Below are 26,213 nucleotides of genomic sequence, written 5' to 3'. Positions count from 1 at the left end.
ACGAGGAGGACTTGCGCATACTCGCCTACCAGCTCATGGACGCCGCAGGACTCCAGCGCGGCCGCCTGACCGGCATCACCCTGCGGGGCGAGGACCTGATCGACGCGGACCAGGTCGCCGAGCAGATCAGCCTTGATATCGGCCGCGAGGCCCGGCTCGTCGCGGAGCAGGCGGTCGACCGCGTCCGGGACAAGTTCGGCCCCTACATCATCGGCCCCGCCGCGGCCTTCCCCCGCGCCTCGTAGCACCGGCCGCGTCAGAGCGGCGACGGGCTCAGGCGGGAAACATCGCTGGGGGTCAGGTCGGGGCGAGCACGATGCCAGCGTGCGGGGTGGCGCCACCGGCCGGAGGCGTCCCGCGCGACGTCGACGCCGACCTCCACCACCAGCTCGGGCTCCACGAGCGTCACGTGCAGCGTCTCGCGACTGCCCCATCCTGCGGAGAACAACCAGCCCGTCCACGGATGACCGGCCGCCGCCTCGGTGAGCAGCCCGGCGACCGCGGCGCCCGCAATCCGGGCCAGAGTGGTGGTGCGGCCGACGTACTGCAGGTTGTCGGTGCTGTCGTACCGGCCGAGCAGCAGCGTGCGGGGACCGGCCAGCGAGCCGGCGACCCCGCCGACAATCGCCTCTGTCGTCTCCCTCACCTTGTACTTGAGCCAGCCGCCCCGGGCGGCGGGCCGGTAGACGTCATCGAGCCGTTTGAAGACCACGCCCTCCAGGCCGACCGATCCCCAGGTCAGCCACTCGCGCACGGTGTCCGGGTCGGTGGTCGACGGGCACAGCGCCCACGGCGCCGACAACCCGCGTTCAGCGAACAACGACTCCAACGCCGCCCTACGCCGCCGGTACGGCCACCCGGTCGTATCCGTCCCGGACTGCCGCAGCACATCGAACGCCACGAAGTGCGCTGGCCACTCGCCCGCCGCCCGCGCTGCTCCCGCGCCACGCCGGGTGAGTCGGTTCTGCAGTCGCTCGAACGCGAGCCGCCCTGCGGCGTCCCACACGACCAGCTCACCGTCGAGCGCGGTCCGACCCGGCAGCTGCACGGTCCCGGCCACGATCTCCGGGAACGCCGGGCCCATGTCGCTGCCCCGCCGCGAGCGCAGCACCACCCGACCCGCATCGACGGAGACCAGCGCGCGGAACCCGTCCCACTTGGGCTCGCCCGCGAAGCCCGGTGGTAGATCAGGCTGGGGCACGGCAGTGGTCAGCATCGGCTCCGGCAGCGTCCACGGCATGGCGGATGCCTTCCACCAACCAGCCGCCCTCTCACCACACGGATCGGACGGTCCCGAGTCGCGCAGACGCCCTCGCGCCGCCCACGGTTTGCGCCGACAGCGGCCGGTTGAGCCGGTCGTAGGTCATCGTGGAGCGGTCTCCAGCCCGACGGCGTCCTCCTGGCCCCTCGTTTCCTTAGCGACGCTGCCGGCGTGGCGAGCATGACCAGCGGGCGGGAAGCTCCTGTAGCCCCCGCTTGTGAAATGACGGCCACCACCTGAGCTCGTCCGGATGTGCGGCGAGGGCCAGGTCGGGACGGCGGCGCACGAGCGTGGTGAGGGCGATCTCCGCTTCAAGACGTGCCAGGGGAGCGCCAAGGCAGTAGTGGGCGCCGTGGCCGAAGCTGAGATGTGCTGCGGTCCGGTATGGGTTGAATTCGTCTGGCGACTCAAACTGTGCCTCATCTCGATTTGCAGAGATCAGAGCCACCCAGATTCGTCCTCCCGCAGGTATGGAGACTCCATCGATCGCGAGGTCCTGCAGGGCGAAGCGCCGTACTGCCAGCGGGAAGGGTGGGTTCCAGCGCAGTGTTTCCTCGATGACGAGGCGGGGAGGGAGGCCCCCGCACCCCAAAGCCTTCCAGTGTTCCGGCTGCAGTAGGAGTCCGAGGACCGCATTGCCGATGAGGTGGACGGCGTTGTCGTAGCCGGCGAACAGGAGAAGGAAGCTCAACGAAACGAGTTCCGCTTCAGTGAGCCGGTCGTGCTCGTCGTGGGAAGCCAGTAGGTCGGACAGCAGATCGTCTGTGGGATGGAGCCGCTTGTGCGCCAGAATGCCAAGGAGGAATTCATACATGTCCCGCATGGCGGCCCGTGACTCAGCGGCTGCGCCCGGACGCGGGGACATGAGGGAACTGGTCCAAGCACGAAAGTCACGCCGATCTTCGGCAGGGATTCCGAGAAGGTCGCAGATCACCGTCATGGGAAGCGGTTCGGCCAGTGCCGACATGAGGTCGAAAGCAGGCCGAGGACACGCGTCGAGAAGCTCATCCACGCGCTGCTGGATGCGGAAGCGCAGCCCGTCGACCCGACGTGGTGTGAAGGCCTTCGAGACCAGTCGCCGCAGTCGCGTGTGGTCCGGGGCGTCCATGTTGAGGAGGTGGGCGTCAAGCTCCGGCGGCATGGAGGACTGGTACTGGCCGCTAGTACGTGCGTTTGCCTTGTTCAGCGACAGCCGCTGGTCCGCCAGCGCGTCGCGGGCTTCGGCGTAGCGGGTGATCACCCACACTGGCTCGCCGTCCGGGGTCCGGTCTTCGTGTACCGCTGCGGCGGCGCGTAGCCGGCGGAACTCCTCGTGGGGGCTCGACATCAGGGCGTCGCTGAACAGACTGGCGACGCTCATGCCGCAGCAGGGTCCGCGGAGCGGCCGTCAGAAGATCGGAAGTCCTTGACGATCGGGGAGGAGAGGTATGCCGACGCTACCCGCATGAGCCATGCCTGTTCTGCTTCGATGTCCCCGTCTGCCGGATCCATCGGTGTTTCTGGGGCCTGTGCTGGGCGCGGACGGCCGGAGGTAAATGCCTGCAGTGCGGCCGCGATCTGAGCCGCCTCCACAACGGCCAGCTCGTCGTCGGTCTTGAGCCCTGCGGCCTGTGCACGGGCGCGAGCCTCAGCTGCGACCTGCGACTGGTAGTAAGGGAGAAGGAGGAGCTGCCCGTCACGGATCTCGGTGATCTGGCGGCTGACAAGCAGCTTGAGATCACTGGATGTATGCGCCACTTCGGGATCATCGTGCCGTCTCAGGGCGAGGCAACCGTCGCGGACCTCGATGACCAGACGCCCGAAGAGGCAATGCAGATTGCGCAGGCTCCAGTGCCTGGTACGCGGCGCTGGGGGCTTGATGAGCACCGACTGCGGAAACGCTTCTGCCACAGCACTCCACAGCGGATAGAGCGTGCGATAGGCATAGGCGTCGGCCTTGAACTGGCGGGCTCGGTCCAGCCCAACGCCCCAAGCCGGCATCGTGAACCCCACAGCGAACAGAGCGGCGGCGATGCTGGCGGACATGGGAGCCACGTAGCTGTTGAGCACATCGGTGAGCCCGGAGTCCCACAACAGCGAGATCATTTTCGGCACCGCGTAGCCGAGGCCGAACCCCGCTCCTACTGCAACCACCCGCAGGCCTCGACGCAGCCAAGGCTTGTCCACGGCCTTGGCGTACTGCCAGCACAGGCGCAGTAGCCCCGACATGCTGACAGCAAAGAGCAGGGCATATACGAGCAGGAACTCTGAGATGTACGGCGTGTGGGCGTAGTAGGCGTCGAAGTCGACGGGGTGCTCACCATCGCTGACGTCGCCCTTCAGGAACAGGACGATCATGGCGATGACCGATAGGACCGCGTAGCCGACGAGGAGCCTGTGCCGCAGGCGCACCTTCGACTGGGCGGAGGACCAGCTGACGAGCAAGGCCAGAAACGAAGTGAGGCACGTGGCGACAGACACATAGACCGGGAGGGTCATCAAATTCGGGTAGCCCAACCAGGCGTCGAGCCGGACGTAGAGCCAGGGCGCGGCCAGGACGAACGGGGTGGCGAAGGAGGCGATGGCCAGACAGAGCAGCTGCAACTCAGGGTTGCGCCAGTCCTTGCGCAGATCCTTGGCCTTGTAGACGAAGGCGCTCCATGTGATGACAGCCAAGATGCCGTAGACGACGTTGTGGAGCACCTATATCCTCCGGGCGTTGCGCTCCAGGGAGCGCTCCAGATGGCTTACCAAGTTTGACTCGGCGGGGGAGAGGTCTCGGCGGCGGGCTGCCTGATTGGCGCCCTTGCTGGCGTTGATGGACAGCACCGAGGCCACCATCTCCGCGGCCCGCTCTTCTTCGCTCGTATAGATCGTGCGCCCCAGGACCGTACGTACGAGAGCTGGGTTGAGACTGGGCATCAGGAGCTGCGCCACCTCGTCCTGGTGGGCCGGCGTCGAGGTGTGTCCGAGCAGCATGTGACCGCCTTCGTGCCGCACGATGTGGGCACTGTGAGCTTTGCTGGTGTTCGCCTGGTACAGGATGTAGTCCACGTCGTCAGTGGCGATCCACAGCCCGCACGGACTGCCGGGCCGTGTCGGCATGGCCATCGGCACCAGCGAGATCTCGCGCTGCCGGATCCGCTCGAGCGCGTCGACCATGGCGTTCGCGTCGTACGGTGCGGGGATCTCGACTTGTTCGACCACCTCAGCGCAGTAACGCAGAAGTGCCTTGTCGTCCATCCCCGCTCCCCCCGGGCGCGTAGCCGACCACTGCCAGCGCACAAATTCCATGTCGTCCCCGTTGTCTTCCGGCTGCGGTGGCTCTTGCCGTCAGCGCGCTGGGAAACACGAGACAGGAGAGCCTATATCAGCCGTGATGGCTGGAAGAGGGCAGGCGGTTTGAGGTAACCGCCCAGCCCTTCGGCGTTACATCCGCTGCCGTCGGCCGGCCCGGCTCAGGTGCTCGATCATCGGAACGAGAGCCTGGCATGCTTCTTCGGGCAGCTCGGCCATGGCACGCATCGCGATCTCGCGGGCTCCGACGCTTCTGAGCGCGTCCAAGACCTTCAGATCCTCTTCAGAGACCTTGCCGACGGCCGCGTCCTCGAAGTATGCAACAGGCATCATGAAGAACTTGGCGAGTGCCTCCAAGAGATCGCGCGAGGGAACGGCCGTGCCCTGGCCGGTCCGCAGTGCCGCGATCTCGGATGCCGTGACGGGGCAGCCGCCCTTCGTCAGGGCGTCTGCCACCTCCGCCTCGCTGAAAGGCCCGCGGCCTCTGGGGACGACTGAGATGAAGAGCCGGTCGAGTTGCCGCGCCACGTGCTCCACCGACACTTGTGTGTCGGAGGCCCGCCCCGGGCTCTGGACGCCGTGATCAGAGGCCGGCTCGTCCGGCTCGCCGGGGAGGGGTACGACCTTCAACTCGTCCGTCTCGCCCATGAGGTAACTGGGGCGGACCCGGAAGACTCGGGCCAGTGACAGGATCGTGTTCATGCCCGGGTTGCGGACCGCGCCGGATGCGATGTTCAGGACAGTCTGATGACTGACACCCGTCACCTCGCCCGACGCAAGCTCCTTGCTGCGCTCCGCGACCGCTTCATAAGTTTTGGGACCCTCGCCGTCCGGATGCCGAGTCTCGAACAGCCAAGTTAGCCGCTCAGCAAGTGAGCTGCGGCTGGTGGGTGCGTCACCCATCTCGTTGGATCACTACTCCTTGCCAGGGACAGCAGCCGTTGTGCCCCACACAAATCTACTTGGTTAGACGTCGGATCACCAACGCCCTTCGCCATCTAACGTACTTGACAAGCTTGGGATGGGTCCGCATAAGGTCAAACTCGCCCCATCCAATGGACTTGATGAGGTGCCCCCGTGCGGCGGGTGGCCCTCTAGCCCAGTGAGGACCGAAGGACGCGATACAGGTGGCACGGAGCTACCCAAGCGGTTGGAGTAGTCGACAGAGCCAGAAGGCTCACGGTCAGACTGGCTCCGGGACCGCGGGGGAGTGCCGTAGCACGGCTGCCGGGGCAGCCGCCCCGCCAGCCATCAGCCGATGCGGCTTTCGCAGCTTCGCCTACGGAGTTGCTCGGTCCACTTCACTGCCAGCCGAGGCCCAGGAGCACCGGGGCATCTGGCTCAGGAACGAAAGCCGCCATGGTCATCCGGCCATTGACGGCCGTTGGAGATGTAGCAATCTCCGACGGGCGCGCGGTTGCTCTGAGTACCCCGGTGCATCACGGTCCCGCCATGACCACGTGGACGGAGCAGCCGCCGACATCGGCGCTTGACGCACACGTTGCGCCGAGTCGCCACGCCGCCGTGATGCGGCACCAGCACAGGGGGAAGCATGTCTTCAAGTTCAGTTCTCACCAAAAGCCAATCACCGCGCGCAGCATCGGCTGTGCGCGTCCCGATGATGCGCTCCGCAGCCGGCCGGTGCACGCCCCGCAGCTCCGACGAGCGCCGGGAAGAACAGAACGAGCTGCCGCTGGCTCCCGGCCTTACCGCGTTCTTGGTGAATGCGCGGGACGCGCGCGGCATGGGGCAGGAGGAGACTGCGCTCGAACTGAACATGAGCGACCGCCAGTACAGGGTCTGGGAGAGCGCGCGGCAGGCGATTCCGCAGAATCGCCTGGACGATCTCGCTCGGGCTCTGCGCCTCGACGAGGTCGGTCGCCGGCAGCTCTACCGACTGACCGGTCACTTGGTACCCCTGCCTGGTGCGCTCTCGGGCAATGCCCGCCTGCTGGAACTGACTGAGCGGTGGGCGAACGTTCACATCCACCGCCAGAGCGACCCGGCTTGCCTTACTGACGGCGCATGGAACGTGATCGCCGCCAACGATGCGTACTTCCGTCTGTTCGAAACCGTGTCGCCGCACCCACTCAACCATCCGACGGTGAACACCCTGCGATGGACGCTGTTCCACCCGGACGCTCCGCACATGCTGGGGAACTGGCGTGACTCCTGGATGCTGCCGACTCTCTCGCAGTTCGCTCTGGCCTTCCAGAACAATCAGGCCGATCCGCAGCTGCGACGCATCCGTGAGGAGGTTGCACGCCACCCGGGCTTTGAGGAGGCATATCTGCGCAAGGTCCCTGACCTCCTGGCGCAGCCGACTGAGTACCCAGATGATGAGGATGGAGTCGTGCGAGAGATCCTCGTGGGGGTGGAGGGCTACGCGTCCGTCCTGCTGACCACTGCCATTCCTTCCCACGCGCGGGACCATGGCTTCCGCGCTGTGACCATGTCGGTCATCGCTCGCGGCGGTGCGGCCGACACCGAGTCCCATGACATCAGAGCGGTCCGCCAGCACTCCCACCACGGTTGGTGACCGGGGCGGCTACTCGCTTCGGGGCGTGGATCGTGTCGGGTTGCAGCTCCCCCGGCCGTTCTTTGCTCAGGCGACCGGCGCAAGCTGCGATGACGAGCGAACGGGCCGTAGTGCGTTCTCCGAGCGTCGGCTGACCCGGGCAGCTGTACGCAGCACTTCGTAGGAGAAACGGGTCTTCTCCGAAAACATCCTGGGGTGCTGGCCGAGCAGGGCCAGCGCCCCTTCGACATGGCCCGCCCTCCCGTACACCGGGGCAGCGATCATTGACCAGCCCGGCAGCGGGGACCGGGTGAAGCACGTCCCCAGTTCCTGGATCTCCCGGAAGCGGCTGCTGACCGTCTCGTCCTCGCTGTGCGCGCTGATCACCAGTCCAGCAGCGTCGGCCGACAGGGCAGAGAGCTCGAGCGCCGCGCTGTCCTCGGAGGTCAGGGCCTCCACGAAGTCGTAGCGCCGCCCGTAGACAGTGTCCACCCACAGGCGGCGTGCCAGCGGAACGGTAACGAACAGCAGGACAACCTGCGCGGTTTGCCGCTGCAGCTGGGTCAGGTCGGGATCGGCGCCCTGGGAAGCAACCTGCGGCAGCCTCAGACCCCGAAGCGCCCCACTGTGCGGGGTGATGCTGTACAGACCCTGGCCGCGAAGTTCGATCTGCCCTTCCTCAACTCCGCAGGCGAGGATGCGCTGGACGGTGGAGCGGGGAAGGCCTGACTTAGATGTGATCCGCCGCAACTCGTGAGCGCCGGGTCCGAGTTCCTCCAGGGCGGTGAGAACTCGGAACACCTTCGCGTGAGCCGAGGCACCTGTCGCGCGATCGACCGCTTCCTTCACTGTCAGCCTCCCCGAGAACACGGCCACCTGCATATGCGAGCGGCTCGCTGTGTGCCCTCCATCGTTGTCGCATCTCGACCGTGGATCTAGAAGAAATGGGCACCGGAGGTCAAATTTCCGGACACGCTTAGTAGTCGACTATCTCGAAGAACTGCCAACGTCGGCTGACTGGTTGTTCATTCCTGCACGTCAACGGCGGGAGGTGCCCTCTGTGTGGACACGGAGCGCAACGGACGGCACCTGTCGCTGCTCGAAGATTCGCCACGGAGGTTACCGCCTGGCGGTCAACTTCGTCTCAGCTTCCCGCCAGAAGGGAAGCGAGCAGGCGCCACCTGCCTCAGCGAATACGCACCGGGCCCGGTGGGCGGGATACGCCCCCATGCGCTTCCCGTCCTGGGACCATCCTTGCCGCTCACCGTCGGCCAGCACACCCAACCACGTCGTTTCCTGCACCGCCACGTGGGGGTGGGCTCGCCGCCCCTGCCCCTGTGCCCCTTTCTCGGGGTGGATGTGAGGACCAACTCCGCCAGCAGGCGCTGACCACGTCGAGATCCCCGACCACAGTCATCCGGCAGCCACCGGGCCCGGTCGGGTCCACTGCGACGCGGAGCGTGTCGTACACGGTGCCCCCCGTCAGCGATGCGGACGGGGTGTGTCTCCAGGAGAACCCGCGACCAGCGGTTAAGTCCACATCTGGGAGTGGTGGATGCCCGGCGGCAGCGTGGGCCGGACACGGACCCGGCCGCCGGGCGGGGGCCAGTCTCGCCCACTCACTCGCGGCCTCGGCGCCCGAGTCGGAAATCCCTGCCCATGGTCCTCGATGGTCAGCGGCGACCGCAGGCGGGCGGGCGGCGAGTCCGGCCGCGGGGATCTTCAAGATCAACTATTGGCAGCCTTGACACTCATCTCGGCGCACACTCGTCGACGCGCTGTCCCGCCCAGCGAGACACAGAGAAACTCTCTGCTCGCCAGGCGGGAAGCCAGCACAGATTGCCCCGCACACGGTTGCCTGCAGCTCACGTGCTGAAGACGGTGAATCCGCCCAGCCCCGCCGCGGGCCGCTGACCCCAGGAGGCAAACCCACATGAGCGCCGGCCGATGGTTCTACACGTCCGCGTTTGGAGACACCCTCAGGCCCACGAGAGCCGCCGTCACCACGCAGGCCGCGACTGGCACGCCGCCTCCGCCTAGCACCGCAGCTGAACCCGCACGTCCCACGTCCCGAGAGGCCCGCAAACGCTGAAGCGGCTGACGCCAGCTGCCCCACCACCCCTCCCGGCATCTGCAACCCTCCCGTCCACAGAAAGGGACGAGCGTGCGCCCGTCCCGGCCGTACGCGTCACACCATGCGTGAACTCCACCGCACCAACCTGCTCCGCGCCACTGACGCGCTCGGCACCGCCATCGCCCAGTACGCGCTGCCCTTGATCGTTCTCGCCATCACCGGCAGCGTGAGCCACTCCGGCATCGCATTTATCGCCGAGTGGCTGCCCCGCATCGCGATCCTCCCCGTGGCCGGCGCGCTGGTCGACCGCATCGGAGGACGCATCGTCCTCCTTATCGCCTCACTGCTTCGGGCCGTTCTTACCCTGGGGGCCGTGGGGCTCCTCCTGCTGTACCCGCAGCAGTGGTGGACCGTAATCGTCTTCGGGGCAGTCGGGGGAGTCCTTGCCGAGTTCTCCTTCCTGTCCTGCGAGGTCATCGGTACTCAGGTGCAACCCGGCCATGATGTCCACCGCGTTCAGGCACGCCAGATGCAGATCGACCAAGCGGCTCTGCTCATAGGCCCCCTCTGCGCCGCCGCTCTCGTCGCCCAGCACCCAGTTGCCGCTCTCGTGGCGGTCGCATTCCTCTCCTTGGCCACCACGTGCGGTGCGCCCCTGCTCACGGTCGGGCGTCCCCAGCTCGACGCGGAGAAGCCACCGCAGAGCCCGCTGAAGTCGATGGCCGTGGGGTGGCGCATGCTGCGCACACCCGTCGTCGCCTGGATCGCGGTCGTCATGGGCGCTGTCCAGATCCTGGTCGCCCTGCTGCTCGCCGCCGCGCCCGGCGTCGCCCTTCACCAGTACCAGAAGGCCGAGACCGACCTGGGCACTATGTGGACCGCGGCAGCGGTGGTAACCCTCCTGGCGACATCCGTCACCCGCCGAGGAATCGACCGCTGGGGGATGGCCCCGCTACTCATCCCCAGCGGTCTCCTCCTCGCCGCTGCCTCCGTTATGGCCGCTACGGTCGGGACCTTCGCCGCCTTCGCGGTAGCCGCTACCGCCATCGTGGCGGGGGAGTGCGCGGCCAACGTCGTCTTGCGCACGATGAGAACGCTCGTCATCCCCGGACACGCCCTCGGCGCCACGGTCAGCGTGCTGTGGGTCATCGGCCTGCTCCCCTACCCTCTGGCCGGACTGGTCGTGGCCGTCGTCCCGCTGACCGTCCTACCCGCCGTATTCGCCGTCTGCGGCATCACCATGGGCCTGGTCATCGTTCTCGGCGGCCGACAGCTTGCGCGGTACTGGCACCAGCATCCCGCCCAGGCCGACCACCCCGCACCGGCACCGAAACTCTCAGCCCCAGTGCTCACGTCAGCACGGGACAAGAACCAAGCCCGCACCCCCGAACCCGTGTGACCCACCCCCACAACTGCGCAGCCAGGCGCCCTTCCCGCCTGGCGACCCACTCAGAAGAAAAAACCGCGTTCCTCCCGCCCCACGGGAAGCACCCGGGAATCAGATGACGAACCCTGACACCCTCACATCACCACGCAGCCCAGAGGAGCCACAGCCGTGAGCAACTACGCACTCGAAGCCCAGGCCTACTGGCGCCGCTGGCTCCCGCACACCCACGCCAATTTCGCCGACCCCGACACCTTCTACCAACAGCTCGGCGAGGACGTACAGGACCGCGTCATCACCGTCTGGGACGCCCTCATTGAGATTCACCTCACCCCGGACATCACCGACCACTCCAAGCGAGCCGGCCTCCTCCAACTCCTGCGCCGGGAAGCCGAGCACACCGTGATGCAGGCCTTGGTCCAGATGCCCCCCGAAGCGGACACCGCGCAGCCCCACGCCGAGCCCACCGCACACCAGGCACGCCTGACCGACTTCGACACCCGCCTCGCGCAGCAGCAGGAAACCATCCGCACCCTTCTCGACGGCGACCGCACCATCAGCGAGACCAGCGACACCGAACTCCTCCAGGCCCTCCAGCTCATGCCGGAACTTCTTGCCGCGCTCGGCACCTCACTGGACGAACTCCGCGTCCTCGGCCGCGCCCTCTGACGACACCCTGGAAAGGAGCGCAGGGTTGCCTACCAACTCCGTCCTCGACGACCAGCCCCAGGGCACCCCACACCGCCCCCTCCAGCAGCCGGTCCCGGCGCATCTACGCATCGCCCGCAACCTGGACGCGCTGCGCCTCCTCTCTCAGCTCCCCGACGATCAGCCGCTGACTGAGAAACAGCAGCAGGTCCTTGCGGGATACACCTCCTGGGGCGCGACCGGCGTCTCGGAGGTCTTCAACGAAGCCAAGCCCGAGCACCAAGGAGTCCGCACTGAACTGCGCAAGCTGCTCAGCGCAGACGAGTACGACTCCGCGGCCGCCTCGACCCCCAACGCCCACTTCACCGACCCGGCGATCGCCGACGCGATACGCGCCGCGGCCAACGCCCTCGGCGTACCCAATGACGCCCGCCTCCTCGAACTCGGCTGTGGCACCGGCACCTTCCTGTCCCCCGGAATGGTCGGCATCGAACTCGAACCGACCAGCGCGCGCATCGCCCAGCTCCTGAACCCGCAATCGACCGTCCACCCCTCCTCCTTCGTGGACGTCCGGCTGCCCCGCGACTACGCCGACGGCGCGCTCGGCAACCTGCCCTTCGGCGACTACACACTGACCGACCCGGCCCTCAACCCCCTCGGCCTGTCGATCCATAACCACGCTCTGAACTGGCTGCTCGCCCACGTCCGTCCCGGCGGCATCATCGCCGTCATCACCTCGCGGTGGACTCTCGACAGCCTCAAGGACGAAGCCCGCCGCGAGATGGTCAGGCGCGCCGACTTCCTCGGCGCCATCCGGCTGCCCGCCGGGGCCTTCGCCGGCAGCGCGGGGACCCAGGCCGTCGGCGACATCCTCTTCCTCCGCGTCCGGGAACCGGGCACGGAAACGGCCGGCTGGGACCCCGTTCCGACACAGATCGTGCCCCTGGAGGGCGGCAGCGCCAGGATCAGCAGCTACTTCGCCCGGCATCCCGAGCAAGTCCTGGGCACCCACGCGATGGTCTCGGGCCAGTACGGCCCTGAACTCAGTGTCATCCCCGATGACCTCGCCCACACACCCCGAAAGGTCACTGAGGCTGCCCAGCGCATCATCGAACAGGCCCAGGCGTCCCAGCTGACCTACCAGCCCGCCGACCCAGCTCAGCGGGCCGCCGTGGATGCCGAAGCCGAGCGGATCCAGCAGGCCATCGAGCGGTTCGGCGCCGACCTCAGCGCCCACGAGGGCTCCATCATCCAGGAGAACGACGCCTTCCTGACACTGCGCGGCGGACAAATAGTGCCCTTCGAGCACGATCCGGCCGAGCGCGCCGAACTCCAGGACCTCCTCGCACTGCGCGACCAGTACCGCACGCTCGTTGATCTCCAGGCCACCGACGAAGCGCAACCCGAGGCACTGGAAGCGGCCAGGGCGCAGCTCAACGACGCCTACGACCACTACGTCGCTTACCACGGCCCGCTCAACCGGGCAATGAAGCCGCGCAGCGCCCGCTGGCACTTCCGGCTCGACCCGCTCGGACCAGCCGTCATGGCGCTGGAGGTCTACGACCGCAAGAAGGGCACCGCCAGCAAGAGCAATATCTTCGAGCACGAGGAGCGGCTCAGCGACACACCCACCCGCGCAAGCACACCGGCCGAAGCCCTGGCCATCAGCCTGAACCAGCGCGGCACCGCCGACCTCGCCTACATCGCCGAACTCCTCGACATCCCCGCAGACCAGGCCCGGACCCAGCTCGGAACCCTTGCCTTCGACGACCCGAAGACCGGCGACCTCATCCCGGCTGACCGCTACCTGTCCGGTCACGTTCGCGGAAAGCTCCACATCGCCGAGAGCGCGAACCGGGACGCAGGCGACGACCGTTTCCGGGCGAACATCGAAGCCCTCAAGGCGGCCGTCCCCTCCGATGCCGAAGCCGGCGACATCGACGTCGAACTCGGCGACCCCATGCTGCGGCCCGAATGGGTTGAAGGCTTCCTGCGCACCCTCGTCGGCCACCGGGAGATCTACGTCAGCCGGGCCGTCGGTGGGGACTGGCGCATCGAGGCATCCTCCGATGCCCGCAAGCTCAGCACCAACCGCGAAACCTACGGCACGCCGCGGTGGGACGCCATCACCATCGTCGAACGGATGCTGCGACGCGCCAGCCTCCTCGTTCCCCCCACCAAGGACGAAGAGGAAACCCCCACCAAAACCGGTGACGGCAAGACTCCCAGCGCATCGGCGACCGAGGACGTCCAGGCCCGCGCCGATGAGATCAACAGGCTCTTCGCCGACTACATGTGGGAAGAACCCGCCCGCGGCGAGGAACTCGTTCGCCTCTACAACTGGTACTACCGCTCGCACGTCACCTACCGGCCCAGCGGCGCCCACCTGACCTTCCCCGGCCTCAACCCTGAGGTCACGCCCCGCGACTACCAGAAAGACGCCGTCGCCCGCGGCCTGGTCGAGTCCTACCTCATGGAGCACGACGGCGGCTTCGGCAAGACGCTGTCGATCCTCATGACCGTCATGAAGCGCAAGCAGCTCGGCTTGTCGCGCAAACCCATGATCGTCGTGCCCAACAATGCCCTGGGACAGTGGGAGCGGGCAGCACGTTGGGCGTACAAGGACGCCAAGATCCTCGTCTGCTCGCAAGAGGACTTCAACAGCCAAGGCGGCGCAGCCGAGACCCGGGCGCGCCGCCAAGCGTTCATCGGAAAGATCGCCAACGGCAGCTTCGACGCGGTCATCGTCCCGTACACGGTCTTCGAGCGGATCCCGCTTTCAGCCGAGTCCCAGCAGCTCTACCTGGAAGCGGCCTCCGCCCGCCTGAGGGCCTTTGTCGAACTGCAGAGCCGCGGCCGCAGCCCCGAGCGCGACGTCCTTGAGCAGGAACTGCTCGACGACCTGCGCGACCCCCTCGTCGCCGAGATCCTCGGGGACGACCTCGCTCTGGCCGGCATGGGCGACATCACCGACGATCGCCCCAGTGCCCGCACGGTCAAGCGGCTGCGCACCCTGCTGACCAAGCTCGTGGAGCAGCTCCGCAAGAACGCCCTCATCCATCGCGACGTGGGCCTGCCCTTCGAACGCATTGGCATCGACGGGCTCTTCATCGACGAAGTGCAGAACTTCCTCGGCATTGCCTACCCCACGCGCCTGCGCGAACTCGGTCTTGCTCCCGCTGCCCGCGCCTACGACCTCGAGATGAAGGCATGGGCCGTACGACGGGCCCACCCCGAGACCGCCGTCATCATCGGTGCGTCCGGCACCCCGATCCGCAACAACCTCGCCCAGTCGTACCGACTCTTCGACCTCTTCAAGCCCGACCTGCTTCCTCAAGCCGCCATCAACGACCTCGACAGCTTCCGCGGCGCGTTCATCGAAACGACTCTGGAACCCGAGATCGCACCCAATCGCGAGATCCGCTTCAAGGAACGCCCCGGAGCCTTCCGAGAAACGAACCTCAACACCTACGTGCGCCTGCACCACGTCATGGCCGACGTACGGACCCAGCACGACGTGAAGATCAAGGGCCGCCCGGTCATCGCTGGCGGCAAACCGCAGATCCACGTCATACCGCGTACTGAGGGCGAATCCGAATGGATGAGCACCAACTGGCTCGGTCGCATTGAGCGCTTCGAGGCAGGCGAGCCCGACGAGGGCGACATCATGCCGAGCATCATCAGCGACGCGGTGATGCACGCCATTCACCCCAAGTTGGTCGGTGAGGAAGCCGATGGTCCCACAGTCCTGGACGCGGTCGTCGACAACGTCCTGCGCATCGACCATGCCTACAAGGACCGCCGCTACCGCACCGACAGCAGTGACCCGGATTCACCTCTCCACCCCAACCCCGGGGCCGGCCAGTTCATCTTCTGCAGCCTCGGCGTCAGCAACGCCGACAACCGCCGCAAGGGCAAGTGGACCGCCTACGACTACATGCGCGATCGCCTCATCGCCGGAGGCATGCCGGCAGAGAAGATCGCCTACATGCAGGACGCCGGCGACAACGCGGCAAAGAAGGAAGCACTCCTCGAAAAGTTCCGCACCGGTGAGATCCGCGTCCTGATCGGCTCCAGCGGTACCGCCGGTGTCGCAGTCGACGCACCCGACCGGGCCATCGCCGCGCACCAGGTCACCTTCGGATGGCGCCCGGACGAGATCGAACAAGAGCAGTGGCGCGTCTGGCGTCCCGGCAACCAGCACCGCGTCATCCAGATCCACCAGTACGTCAAGGACATGTCGGCGATGGCGCTGCGTCTGCAGCACTGCGAGCGCAAGGCCCGCTTCATCGCCCAGTACAAAACCGGCCACATCGACATGAATCAGATCGACGAGATGGAGCTCGACCTCAACAAGAGCACCTTCGACATCGCCGAGCTCAAGGCGATGGCAGCCGGCCAGCAGATGCTCCTCGACAAGCACCGCATCGACAAGAAGGTCCGCCGTCTGGAGGCCGCCGAGTCCCGGTGGCGGCGGACCCGCGAGCACCAGCGCAGCATCATCGCCAACGCCGATCAGGTCATCGCCGCTGGCCAGCGCAGCGTCGACCACGTGAACGACCTGCTCAACCGTCGGGACAACAGCACCCTGCGAGGTCTGCGTCTCAGTGACACGAAGGCACCCGCCACCGCGACACAGCTGCGTGATCTCCTGCTTGACGCCGGCGGCCTGGAGCGCCGCAACATCGCCACCCTCGACGGGGTGCCCCTCAGCGTCAGCATGCTTCCCGAAGCCGGCACCGCGGTGTTCACCATGGAGGGCGTTCCCGGCGAAGAGGTTCTTGTGACCCTCGGCACGAAGGAACACCCCGCGCCGACCGGAACCTGGAACGCACGGCTGACCAAGATGCTGGGCACGCTCGATGGCGCGTTGCAGGCCGCGCATGACGAGCTGGCCGGACGTAAGACGAGTGTCGAGCGCGCCCACCGACTGGTAGACCTGCCCTTTGACCAGGCAGAGGCGCTGACCTCCGCCCGCGCCGAGCAGGCGCGCTTGGCCGACCTGATCGCCGCTGAGGCCGCCGCGAACACCCCCGACCGCGACGACGATCCCAGGGACACCAAGGAAGCGACCGACCAGGAGATGCAGGACCTGGTCGACTCCCTGCTTGCTGATGAGGACGAGCAGGAGACTTCCACCAGCCGGGGCAGCACCCGCACTGGCGGGGGAGGGGGACCAAGGACCGGCGAGCCCGACCATCGCGCCGAGGAGGACGAGCTCGACATCCCCAGCGAAGACGACAACATCGTCCCCGACCTGCCCAGGCCACCCGCTCTTGCCGAACTCGGCGCCAACCTTGTTTACAAGCTCTCGCGCGGCGGCCAGCACATCGGCCAGAGCACAGGCCGGGAGATCGCGGCCCTTCTGGACCGGGGCTACGAGGAAGCCAGCGCCGCCGTCAGCAAGGAAGTGCAGAACTTCGCCCAGTACTCCCCCCAATGGGCACATCAAGCCGCGACGATGCGCGCCGCCCAGCTCATCGCCGAGCGCGGTGCCGACGGTAGCTGGACCATCACCGGATCCCGCGGCACCCGCACCACCCTCACGCCGCAGCCGGATGTGCCCGCACGGGCGCTGCCGTACGACAGCCTCGCCGACACCTACCTCGGCGAAGACGCCGTTCTGATCCGCTACGCCCAGTGGAAGCTTGCAGCCCCGCACCCGGGCACTACGGAGGAGCAGGCCCTTCACGCCTGGACAACGTCACTCACTACGCTCACAACCGAGCGCTACGACCTCCGCGACCGCGGCCCGACCCTCGAGCAGGTCGCCGCGCGCGCCACCTACTTCCAGGAACTCGCCCGCCTCGCGCGTGCCGTTGCCGGGCACCCGGATCCTGGAACTGCGGCACTTGCCGAGCACATCCTCGACGAGGCGCAGACCCACCTGGAACGCCTCGGCCGCCTGATGAGCGACGAGAGCCTTCACGAGCGCTGGAACGACAGCCGCCCCAGCCCTCTGGCCGGCCTGCCGGAGCCGATGCGCGGCAACCCCTGGGGAGGCGACACCGACAAGATCCATCGCGTCTATCTCCTGACCGGAGTCACCGACACACAGGCGCTGACCGGCGCCGAACTGCACTACGCCCTCCTCGCCCTCAAAGAGAACGGCGGCCGCGTCAGGCGCCACGACGCCGACAACCCCCGCATCCGCGCTCTGACCCCTACATCACATACGTGGACCCAGCTTGAGATCGAACTCGCACCCGGCCAGGTGCAGCAACTCCAGGCTGCCCGCCAAGCCACACACGACATCGCGCACCGACTCGCTGACGACGCCAATCTGCGGCGTGCCGCTCACCTGGCCAGTCACACAGACTTCCGCCGCGAGACCGCTGCATGGCTCGCCGTACACCCTGACGCCTTCGACGCCCTTACCGGCCTTCGGGCCGAAAAGTCCACCACCACGATGTCGGCGGCCGTCGAGCTGATCACCCAGCAGGCATTCCACCGTGCCCGCGCCAGCATGCGCCCCCGTGAAGCCGGACACATCCTGCACCAGCTCGTCAGCCAGTGGGACATCGAACCCACGAGTACGCTGCGACACACCGCCGAGTACCGCTCCCTGCACCAGGTCCTCGACCAGCTCGCCACCAACGACATCGAACAGAGCGGTACCAGCGAACTCCTGCGCCGCGCCTTCTTCCGTATCAAACAACTGGGCGATGCCACCGACGGCCGTGACCGTACCCGAGCCGAAGCGATCCTCACCGACTACGGCTGGATGCTGGCGGCCTCCACCAGCCCTCGCCCGGCCGGCATCGAACAGAACATCTGGGCTCGCCACCATGAAATGGCTGAGAACCTGTCGCCCTACCCGTTCGAGGCGAACACCTGGTACGAGCACACTAAGGCTGGCGGCGGCGTCGCCGACTTGCTCGGATCGGACCTCAACAAGCTGCTGGCCATGGTGAAACAGGCCACCGAGAACGGCCCGCAGCGGGTAATCGTGCGCAACGAGCCCGACGGCGGCTTCCGCATCACCGGCTCACGCAGCACCATCGTCGCCACCCCGCTGAATGAGCGCTTCCCGGCTCTCATCGAGCCCCACATCGAGGAAGTCGCGGGCCTCCTGAACGCCATGCTCCGCAGCGGCGAACACGGAGGATTCGGTCAGAAAGAGGCGATCAACCAGTGGCTCACCGAACACCTTGCCGACGCCTCCGCAGGCCTGCGTGATGTTCTTGCGAGCAACCCGCGCATCCAGAAGGAGTTCCGCCAGGCATTCCGCGTACACGCCTACGAGGCCCTGATCCGGGCGGGGCAGGACCCCACCCTCGGCACTCCGACCCTCACACCGTCACTTCAGGCGGACGCCGTGCCCGCCCCGACCGACGACCCGCAGGCGGAAGCTCTCAACGCCCTCTACGCACGTGCGGCCCAGCGAGCCCTACAGGACAGCGACCTCCTGACCACGGTCCGCGAGGCGATGCCCGCCACAGATCCCGATGACATCCCCACCGCACTGGTCACCTCAGGAGTCATTGACTGGCTCGTTGGGGGCGGGCTCCTCTCCGCAGGCGACGACAGCGCGGCGCTGCGCGAACACGCCCTGCACTCATTGTCCGTCACCACACCTGGGCCGGCCCTCACGAACTTCTTCAACCAGATATGGGACGCTGCGATCGGCGAGGACCATCGCAGTCCCCGACGCAGCGAGCGGCGGTCCGCAAGGGAGCGCGCCCTCGACAACTTCGTCATCCCGCTGCGCGGAGGGATCACCGACGGATACCGCAAAGCCTCCACGCCCAAGACGGAACAGGCGTGGAAGTCCGCCTTCAGGCAGAGCCACCCACTGGAGTGGGCCACCCTGGAGCGAGCAGACAAGTCACTGCTGCGGGCCGACTGGGCCAGCGGCACGCCGGAAGGCCTGGTCCTGCAGTGCGAAGGCGTGCTGCAAGCAGCCCGCGTGCTCGCTGACTTCACCGAGCAGAGCCAGTGGGCAGAGGAATTCACCGCCACCGTCGAGCGAGCCACCTCGACACTGCACCACCTGAACCGCTACCTGAAGATCCTCGCCCGCGTCCCGGGGAGCTGGGAGCCGGTACGCCAGGAACGCGACCGCGGGCTACGGCGCAGCGAAGAACGCCAGAATCGCCCGGCGCGGTTCGCTCGGGCCGCGGAGCGCGCACGAACCCTGCGCTTCGACCCCTGGACTGCCTACCAGCTCTACAACAACGACATCCTCACCGGCGATGAGGTATCCCGCCGACTGAGAGGACTGGTTGCAGCCGGCTCCCTCGTGGCTGAAGAAGCCGACGGATCACTGGTCCTGCACACCAAGGCCGACGGCTACCCCATCCACCTGACCCGCCTCACGGGTGAAGCAGCGCTCGCCTACTTCGCACAACTGCCGCACTACGCCACGGCACCGACTCCGGTTGACCCACGGCATCCACGCTTTCCCGACACCGATTCCATCGCCGCCCATGCCCGCTCAGGCTCGCTCGAACTGGCCAGTCCACAAGACGACGAGCAGGCCGCCGACGCACACCGTGCGCGCCTGGAGCGCCTGCTCACCGACGGCGAACTCCTGCTGCAGGAGCGCATCCTGCTCGTGCGAGCAGCCGATAGCACTCGTTGGCACCTCTACTACCCCGGAAACCTCACCCCGCTGCCGGGCCAGCACACTGAGGGATTCGCGACCCAGGACCAAGCTCGCGAGGCCGCACGAACTGTGCAGCAGATTATCGACCGGGACGGACACCCCTTCCCCTGGGACGCTCCCCTCGCCGGCCCCCTCTCCCGCCTGTGGCGCGCACACGATCACCGGAGCCTCGAGGACGCCGTCGAACATGCCCTCGCCTCAAATCCAGCGTGCGACCCCCAGGGCCACCACCGAAGGGCGGCCGACGAACGGCTCCATGCCAAAGCCCGCGAACAGGTCCTGCGGGAACGAGACCTGGCAGACGGCTACCTCCTGGAACCGGCCCGTCGAGCCTTCTACAGCGACGAGGCCCGCCGGCACCCACAGGTCTCCTTTCCGCTCCAGGTCACGCGCGCCCTGGCCGAGGCCATGGGCCCCGACAACGCGGACCTCCTTCAACAGCAGATCACAGTCCGCGGAACCGCCTTCACGCGTGTGGACGCCAACGACCTGTACGAGTACGACCCCGGCGACGGTCAGGCACCCGTTCTTTCCCACCGCATCATCGTCCAGTTGGCGACCTGGCATGCAGACGACGGGCGTAGTGGCACGTTCGACGACAGCAGTTCCATAGACGGCCGCGACGCCCCACGGCTTCCGCTGCCGAGAAACTTCCGCAGCCAACCGGATGTCCCTCCGAACGCTAGGGACCTGGCCCGGACCTTCTACTACAACGAGACCTGGCCCAAGCCACCGAGCGGCGTCGACACAGGTCGACCCGCAGGGGAGCCCCGCGCCGCCGACATCTTCAAGCGCGCCCGCACCGCGATGAAGTCCCTCCAAGATGGACAGTGCCAAAGCGGCAGCGTTCGTGAAGACTTCCTCCGCATCGCCAGTGATCTCCAACTTCTGGCCGCCGCCTACGACCGCGGGGAGGACCACCCGAAAAGCGCTACCTTCGCCGACGCCTCGGCCAAGGCACGGATCCTGCGCGAGAAGCTCCTGCAAAACCTCCGCTCCCCAGCGCATGATTCGACCATCGCGGACCATCGCCTTCACCCCGACGAAGACATCCCTCCATCGCCGCTCGCCACAGGGCCCCTCGGCGGAGTACGCCTCCACCCGTGGCAGGCCGACGCCGGCACCACCGTCGTAGCCACCGGCAACCTCCCGGACGGCGACGAAGCACTCACCGCCACGGGAGCCCTTCGCAGCGCCACCTATCACGTGCGCGTGCTGGACGGTACCCACCAACGCGGCACGCTACTGCGCGTCGATACAGCGGAAGGCCCTGCCGAACTCTTCCTGCCCGAGGGCCAGCTCATCGAGCAGCTGCCCGCGACGCTTCACCCGGCCCTGGCTTTCCCCGGCACGGCCGAGGCCGCCTTCGATGCACCAACGCCTCAGCCGGGCACCAGCGCTACTGCTACGAGCCAGCACGCGGTACGAACGTTCCGGTTCGAGGGAGACCGCGCCGGACGCATCTTCGCCCCCTCTACCGTCTTCCGCTTCGCGCACCAAGCCCTGCTGACCGGACGTGACGGACCTCGAAGCCGCCTTGACAACCGAGCGACCTGGCGCGACGACGGCACGCTGGAAGTCCACTACGCGCGGGCCATGGCCGGTGATCGTGACCCGCTCGTCTTCCACCCCGACTACACCGAACCGTCCTCGGCCACCGAGATCGACCCGGGCATGTGGATGAAGGTCCACGACGCGAAAAGCATTGCGGAGGCGGCTAACCAACAGGCCCTTGTCCTTCTTGCCGCCACCGACCCCGAAGTGCGAAGCCACGTTGCGCAAGGCGGCGCGGCCCCGTTCGCCACCTGGCTCAGCCGGCAAGCCCGCATCGGTCACCCCCACATGCACCCCGACCTGCGCGCTGACTGGATAGCCCACCCTCGCTATCGGAGTGACTTCATCGGCCTCGGTGAGAAGGAACTGCTCACCCTGCTTGACCAGTCCGTTCCGCAGCCGCCTCCAGGCCACATCGCGTACAACAGTCATCAGGCGCTTGCCGACGCGCGCGCTCACCTTGGCGCTCTTGCTGACCAGTGGAATCAGCAGGCCAAGGGCTATGTAAACGAACGCTCGACCGCCTGGAGCAGATTCAAGAAGGGATGGGAGACAGCCCGCACGGCACCGTGGTACGCCACGGACCCCGATGGGGGCGCCCTCCACGTCCACTACATCGAACTGGTTGACCGAGTACGAGCCATGAGGCGCTGGCTGGACAATCAGGAAGGCCCCGACGCCCGCCATAGGGAACTTCAGCAGGGCCTCGGCACCCTCCAGTCCCATCTCGACCGCCACCTCCAGCGGCTGGAGGCCTCTCGCGGGACCGATCTCAACCTGAACACCGAACTGGCGGCCATCGCAGAGCAGGCTGCACAGAATCCGGCCCCCGTGACCGAGCAAGAACTGTCGACCGCCCTGCATGCCTGCCAGCAGGCCTTGGCGCACCCAACTGCCGATGCCGACCTGCGCCTTGATCTCGACTTGGCGGCCTGGGCTCTCACGCAGCCTCGCTCCACCCCCGAACACCTCAACCGCCTGGCTTCTCTGGCTAGCACGGCGCATCGCATTGCGCACCGCTACTCCACGGATGTGGGCCAGGCACACCGCACCATCCTGGATGCGGCCGAAGTACTTACTCGCGTCACAAGGACCTACACCGCCCACCTGATCCGATCCGTCCGCCACGAAACGCCCGGACCCGCTCCATCTCGGGCAACACTCGCCTCGATCCAGAAGCACGCTCTGGCCGAGGACAACCTCCGACGCGCTCGTGACAGCGACACTTGGGACGAAACCCTCGACACCTGGCTGACCAGCTCGGTACAGATGCCCAGTCCGCTCGTGCCGGCAACACACCTCGCGGCGCGAATCGGTGAAGCCCTGCCCGGCCCGGTCGCCGCACTGCGGGCGGGGATCCGCCATACGCTGAACGCCTCCAGCGAGCCGTACCGGAGCTATGCCGAGCACCGGGCAGCGGTCGAGTTCCTGCAGGGTGCGGCCCGAAGTGCGCTTCGCGCACGCGATCCGAAGAGCCCGGCATGGGACTACCGGGACTTCTCGAGAAAGTGGGCTGCGTTCTCGCCCTATATCTCAAGCAGGCGGACCGAAGACGCCAAGGCCCTGTCCTCCGCAATCCGGGCTACTCAGAAGCTCCACGGCACGCTGTCCCAAAGCTTCCGCCCGGGCAACCGCCAGCTCTCGGCTGACCTCAGGACACTCGAAGGCGTGGCGGCGTATCAGCAGAAGCGCTGGGCAGCCAGCGCGAACACATTCACCACCAGTGCGTCGCCTCTGACGAAGGCTCCTCTCGACGGCGTCATGCCCTACCGCCGGGCAAGCGAGCTACGGGAAGCCCTGACAGAACTGCACGCCGGCTGGATGCAACTTCATCACGCGGCCACCCAGCCCGGCTTGCTCGACCACTCCGTCCACGTGGCTCTCTTCACAGACGTGACCGCGGCCTACGCATACTCCCGCGACATTCTTCTCAGGCTTCCCGCCACGATCGATGCACTGTCGCATCTATACGAGGCGGCCGAGCGCCTCGCGGCTCACCATGTGGGCCTTGCGGACGAAGCGACCGCACTTGCTCAGCTCGCCCGCTACCACGCCCTGCGCGCCCTGGCCACCGTCCGTAATCCTGACAACAGCGCCCCTACGCTCGACGCCCTGCGCAGCCAGCTCCACGAGACGTCACTTGCCGATGCGCCGGCCACCGCCGTCGACCTGGCAACCCTGCGCGCCCAGATCCCGATGCTGGTCGCCGACGAAGACCTCAGCCGCCTGCTGCAGCGCCTGCCATTCACCCACCCCGCCCGACTGCGTGCCGAGAGCTTCCTGGCCTCCTGGACTGGCGACAGCCTCGCAGACTCCGAAGACCTGACACTGCCTCTCGCCCGACAGCAGTACTTCTACCCGATGGTGCGCCTCGCACAGATCTGCGCCGACTTGCGGGCCAGCCTGCCGGAAGACATCGATACTGCCGGCCTGGAAGCACTGGAGCGCCACATCGGCAGCTACCACCAGATGGCAACCGGCCAGCGACGCAATCCCCCCCGCACCGCGCCCAGGCCCCTTCAAGCCACCACTGTCACCGACCCCGACTTGCTCCAAGTCCTCCCAACGAACGCAGCAGCGTCACAGCCCGCACCGGAGCAACCCTTCACACACATGGTGCCCCGCAGCACCCTGCCCCCCGACCACAGCCCGGACAACTCACAGTCCGACCAGCCACGGCACACCGTCACGCCGTCAGCCACTTCCGCAGTCGCCCCCACCGAGCCGGCAGGGCCACCGACGCCCTCCGACCACCAGCCCGCTCTGCCCCCCGTCCCCGCTCCTGCCGAGACACAGGCTGACGCCGACGAGACAGAACAACCCCCTCCCACCTCAGACGCGTCACGCACGATGCCCGCTACACCTGCGCCTGCCACCACGCCCGACGCCGCGGACCTGGACCTCCCGCGATGGGACACGCCCCCGAACCTGCCCACACAGCCCGCGGGTGCCTCATCCATCGCTGATCTGCCCGGTTACCAATGGCACCTCAGCGACGACACCGTCATCGTCTACCACGAAGGCCAGCCCATCGGGCGCGCCGAGCGCTACATCACCGCACGCGACAAGACTCGATTCCGCTGCTACCTCGGAGACGACCAACTCACCCAGAAGTGGTCAGACAGCGCCGCTGCCGCCCACATCGCTACCGTCCACCACTATCTGACCCGGCCGGCCCAGCCGCCCACCACAAATACCCTGCGCCTCGAACACACCCCCGAGCACACGCATCTATACGGAACCAGCCAGGATGATTTCGAGGCGCGAGGCGCAATCGAGATCGCTGGCCATGCTCGGCCTGTCTACGGCCCCCCGACCGGCAAGAAGCGCGGCCGCGCGAGCAAGGGCCCGTTCCTGTACTGGGACTTCCCCGGATCCGAAGAAGAGCGCCAGGCGGCTGTGGAGAGGCTGACCGGACTGCTGGCCAGCCGCGGACGGCACGTCCCATCCTCACTCGCCACGGATGACGCGCCGACCCCACAGGGTGAACACCAGGTCTCTGTCGAACCATCGGTTCTGCCCACGACTGGCGTACCGGAGGAGGCTCCCAAGGGCGCCGCAGCTGTCCAAGGGATGCCCGGCTTCTGGTGGACCACCCGCGTGACGAGCGATGACAGCCCCGGCGCCGACTACTCCTGGAGACGCGAGACACTCACTGTCGGCTTCCAGAGCACCATCATCGCCACCGGGAGCGCGGGCGACCGCTCCTGGGCGATCCACATGGGCAACGCCACCCTGACCGGTCCCACGCCCGAAGCCGCAGCCCGCCGAGCCGCCCGGCACTGGCAAGATCTGCAGACCCAGCCCAACCACGGAGGCCGCGAACCGCTGTGGGTCGAGCACAACCAGGAGACCACCCGCGCCCACGGTTTCACCGACTCCGACCCTCAGGCCAAGGCCGCGCTGACGGCAGCAGGGTTCATCAACAAGCGTCAAACCGGCACGATGGAGCCCCGGGCAGGCGGCCCCGGCGCACGTGAGCGTGCCGTCAACATCCTGATCCGGACTCTGGCCGCCCAAGGCCGTGTCATCGAGGTCCACGCCAACCCCACCGACCGCGACACGCCTCCGGCACCGAACGGCCAGAGCCTCACCACTCAGGACCTTGAGTGGCAGGCACAGAGCCACCTCCGCATCGACGAAGGCCGCTGGTCCGTCGCCGACTTCGAGCCCGGGGACGAGGTCTGCCTGCGCGGCGACAGCTTCTGGCGTCGCGTCACCGCGGTCGACGGCCTCAACCTGACCACTGCGGACGGCACGAGTCGCATGGTCACGTCCGTCTATGCCCTGCGGCGTGCGGGCACCATCACCCGCTGGACAGACCCGGCCCCCGAGACCGGGTACGCGCGCCCGCTGCTCGCAGACACCAAGAACCGCACCGACACAGAGATCGCCGCAGAACTGGCAAACCTCGCGCTCCCGGCCCGCAGCCCCAAGCACGAGACAGCGATCCGCCACCGCCGTGAAACGCTGACCACAGTGGTCGACCGGCGCCGAGCCGCCGCACAGCGGCAGGAGGCCGAACGGCAGACCGTTGTCGCCCTGCTCGGCACGCCGAAAGCCCTGGAACAGCGCGGCGGCGAACTCGTCCATGACGAGTCCGGCCGACTGCTCGGCGCGATCATCCGGATGAAACCCAAGGCATTCGTCTACCTGTCCGCCGACGGACACACCACGCCAGCGGCAGGCAACGCCGATCAGGCCCGCCAGTGGGCCTTCAACGATCTCGAAGCGCGGCAGGAAGCGTCACCGGACGGCTGGCGACCCAGCTTCCTGAGCGACCTCGACCCCGGCGCCCGGGTGCGCATCCCGGGACTACGCCGCACGCCGGGCACCCTGCGCTACACGCTGGACGGGGACCTCGCCGGCGAACCATTCATCTTCAACAGC

General features: G+C 67.3%; 11 protein-coding genes (1 of these 11 running past the window's edge). 5 read left to right on the top strand and 6 right to left on the bottom strand.

Annotated elements, in window-relative coordinates:
- The first annotated feature begins 11 nt into the window (after nucleotides 1-11).
- Nucleotides 12-245 carry a hypothetical protein gene (locus ACFYOJ_RS24700; RefSeq protein ID WP_388597858.1) on the top strand — a complete coding sequence of 78 codons (234 nt, stop codon included), beginning with the start codon at nucleotides 12-14 and terminating at the stop codon, nucleotides 243-245.
- An 11-nt stretch (nucleotides 246-256) separates the two neighbouring features.
- Here the strand turns inward: ACFYOJ_RS24700 and ACFYOJ_RS24695 are convergent, their stop codons facing one another.
- The 5 genes from ACFYOJ_RS24695 to ACFYOJ_RS24675 all read right to left on the bottom strand — a co-directional run bounded on the left by ACFYOJ_RS24695 (nucleotide 257) and on the right by ACFYOJ_RS24675 (nucleotide 5,440).
- A complete protein-coding gene (locus ACFYOJ_RS24695) occupies nucleotides 257-1,240 on the bottom strand; it encodes an ATP-dependent DNA ligase (protein ID WP_356558216.1) in 984 nt (327 codons plus the stop codon).
- A 175-nt stretch (nucleotides 1,241-1,415) separates the two neighbouring features.
- Entirely contained in the window at nucleotides 1,416-2,621 is a 1,206-nt protein-coding gene (locus ACFYOJ_RS24690; RefSeq protein WP_356558217.1) for a cytochrome P450, read from the bottom strand.
- Nucleotides 2,618-3,943: an MAB_1171c family putative transporter gene (locus tag ACFYOJ_RS24685; protein WP_356558218.1), complete on the bottom strand. Its 1,326-nt coding sequence runs from the start codon at nucleotides 3,941-3,943 to the stop codon at nucleotides 2,618-2,620. The genes ACFYOJ_RS24690 and ACFYOJ_RS24685 overlap by 4 nt, the downstream gene beginning before the upstream one ends.
- Nucleotides 3,944-4,483: a ParH-like protein gene (locus ACFYOJ_RS24680; protein ID WP_356558219.1), complete on the bottom strand. Its 540-nt coding sequence runs from the start codon at nucleotides 4,481-4,483 to the stop codon at nucleotides 3,944-3,946.
- 186 nt (nucleotides 4,484-4,669) lie between these two features.
- A complete protein-coding gene (locus ACFYOJ_RS24675) occupies nucleotides 4,670-5,440 on the bottom strand; it encodes a helix-turn-helix transcriptional regulator (protein WP_356558220.1) in 771 nt (256 codons plus the stop codon).
- A gap of 649 nt (nucleotides 5,441-6,089) precedes the next feature.
- Between ACFYOJ_RS24675 and ACFYOJ_RS24670 the strand changes: the two genes are divergently transcribed.
- Entirely contained in the window at nucleotides 6,090-7,076 is a 987-nt protein-coding gene (locus tag ACFYOJ_RS24670; RefSeq protein WP_356558221.1) for a helix-turn-helix domain-containing protein, read from the top strand.
- Between the two features lie 66 nt (nucleotides 7,077-7,142).
- Here ACFYOJ_RS24670 and ACFYOJ_RS24665 read toward each other — a convergent pair whose 3' ends face one another.
- Nucleotides 7,143-7,931 carry a helix-turn-helix domain-containing protein gene (locus ACFYOJ_RS24665; protein WP_356558222.1) on the bottom strand — a complete coding sequence of 263 codons (789 nt, stop codon included), beginning with the start codon at nucleotides 7,929-7,931 and terminating at the stop codon, nucleotides 7,143-7,145.
- A gap of 1,319 nt (nucleotides 7,932-9,250) precedes the next feature.
- Here ACFYOJ_RS24665 and ACFYOJ_RS24660 point away from each other — a divergent pair.
- The 3 genes from ACFYOJ_RS24660 to ACFYOJ_RS24650 all read left to right on the top strand — a co-directional run.
- The gene (locus ACFYOJ_RS24660) at nucleotides 9,251-10,528 is read left to right on the top strand and encodes an MFS transporter (protein ID WP_356558223.1); all 1,278 of its coding nucleotides are present in this window, start codon (nucleotides 9,251-9,253) and stop codon (nucleotides 10,526-10,528) included.
- Between the two features lie 156 nt (nucleotides 10,529-10,684).
- The gene (locus ACFYOJ_RS24655; protein ID WP_356558224.1) at nucleotides 10,685-11,182 is read left to right on the top strand and encodes a hypothetical protein; all 498 of its coding nucleotides are present in this window, start codon (nucleotides 10,685-10,687) and stop codon (nucleotides 11,180-11,182) included.
- 25 nt (nucleotides 11,183-11,207) lie between these two features.
- Nucleotides 11,208-26,213 carry the 5' portion of a hypothetical protein gene (locus ACFYOJ_RS24650; protein WP_356558225.1) on the top strand. The gene runs 17,268 nt beyond the window's last position, so 15,006 of the gene's 32,274 nt are visible here — the first part of the coding sequence; it begins with the start codon at nucleotides 11,208-11,210; its stop codon lies beyond the right edge, outside the window.

The sequence above is a fragment of the Streptomyces sp. NPDC006384 genome (genome assembly GCF_042870695.1).
Taxonomy (GTDB): Bacteria; Actinomycetota; Actinomycetes; order Streptomycetales; family Streptomycetaceae; genus Streptomyces.
Note: the sequence above shows the minus strand (reverse complement) of the source record. Positions and strands in the feature narration are given on the sequence as shown.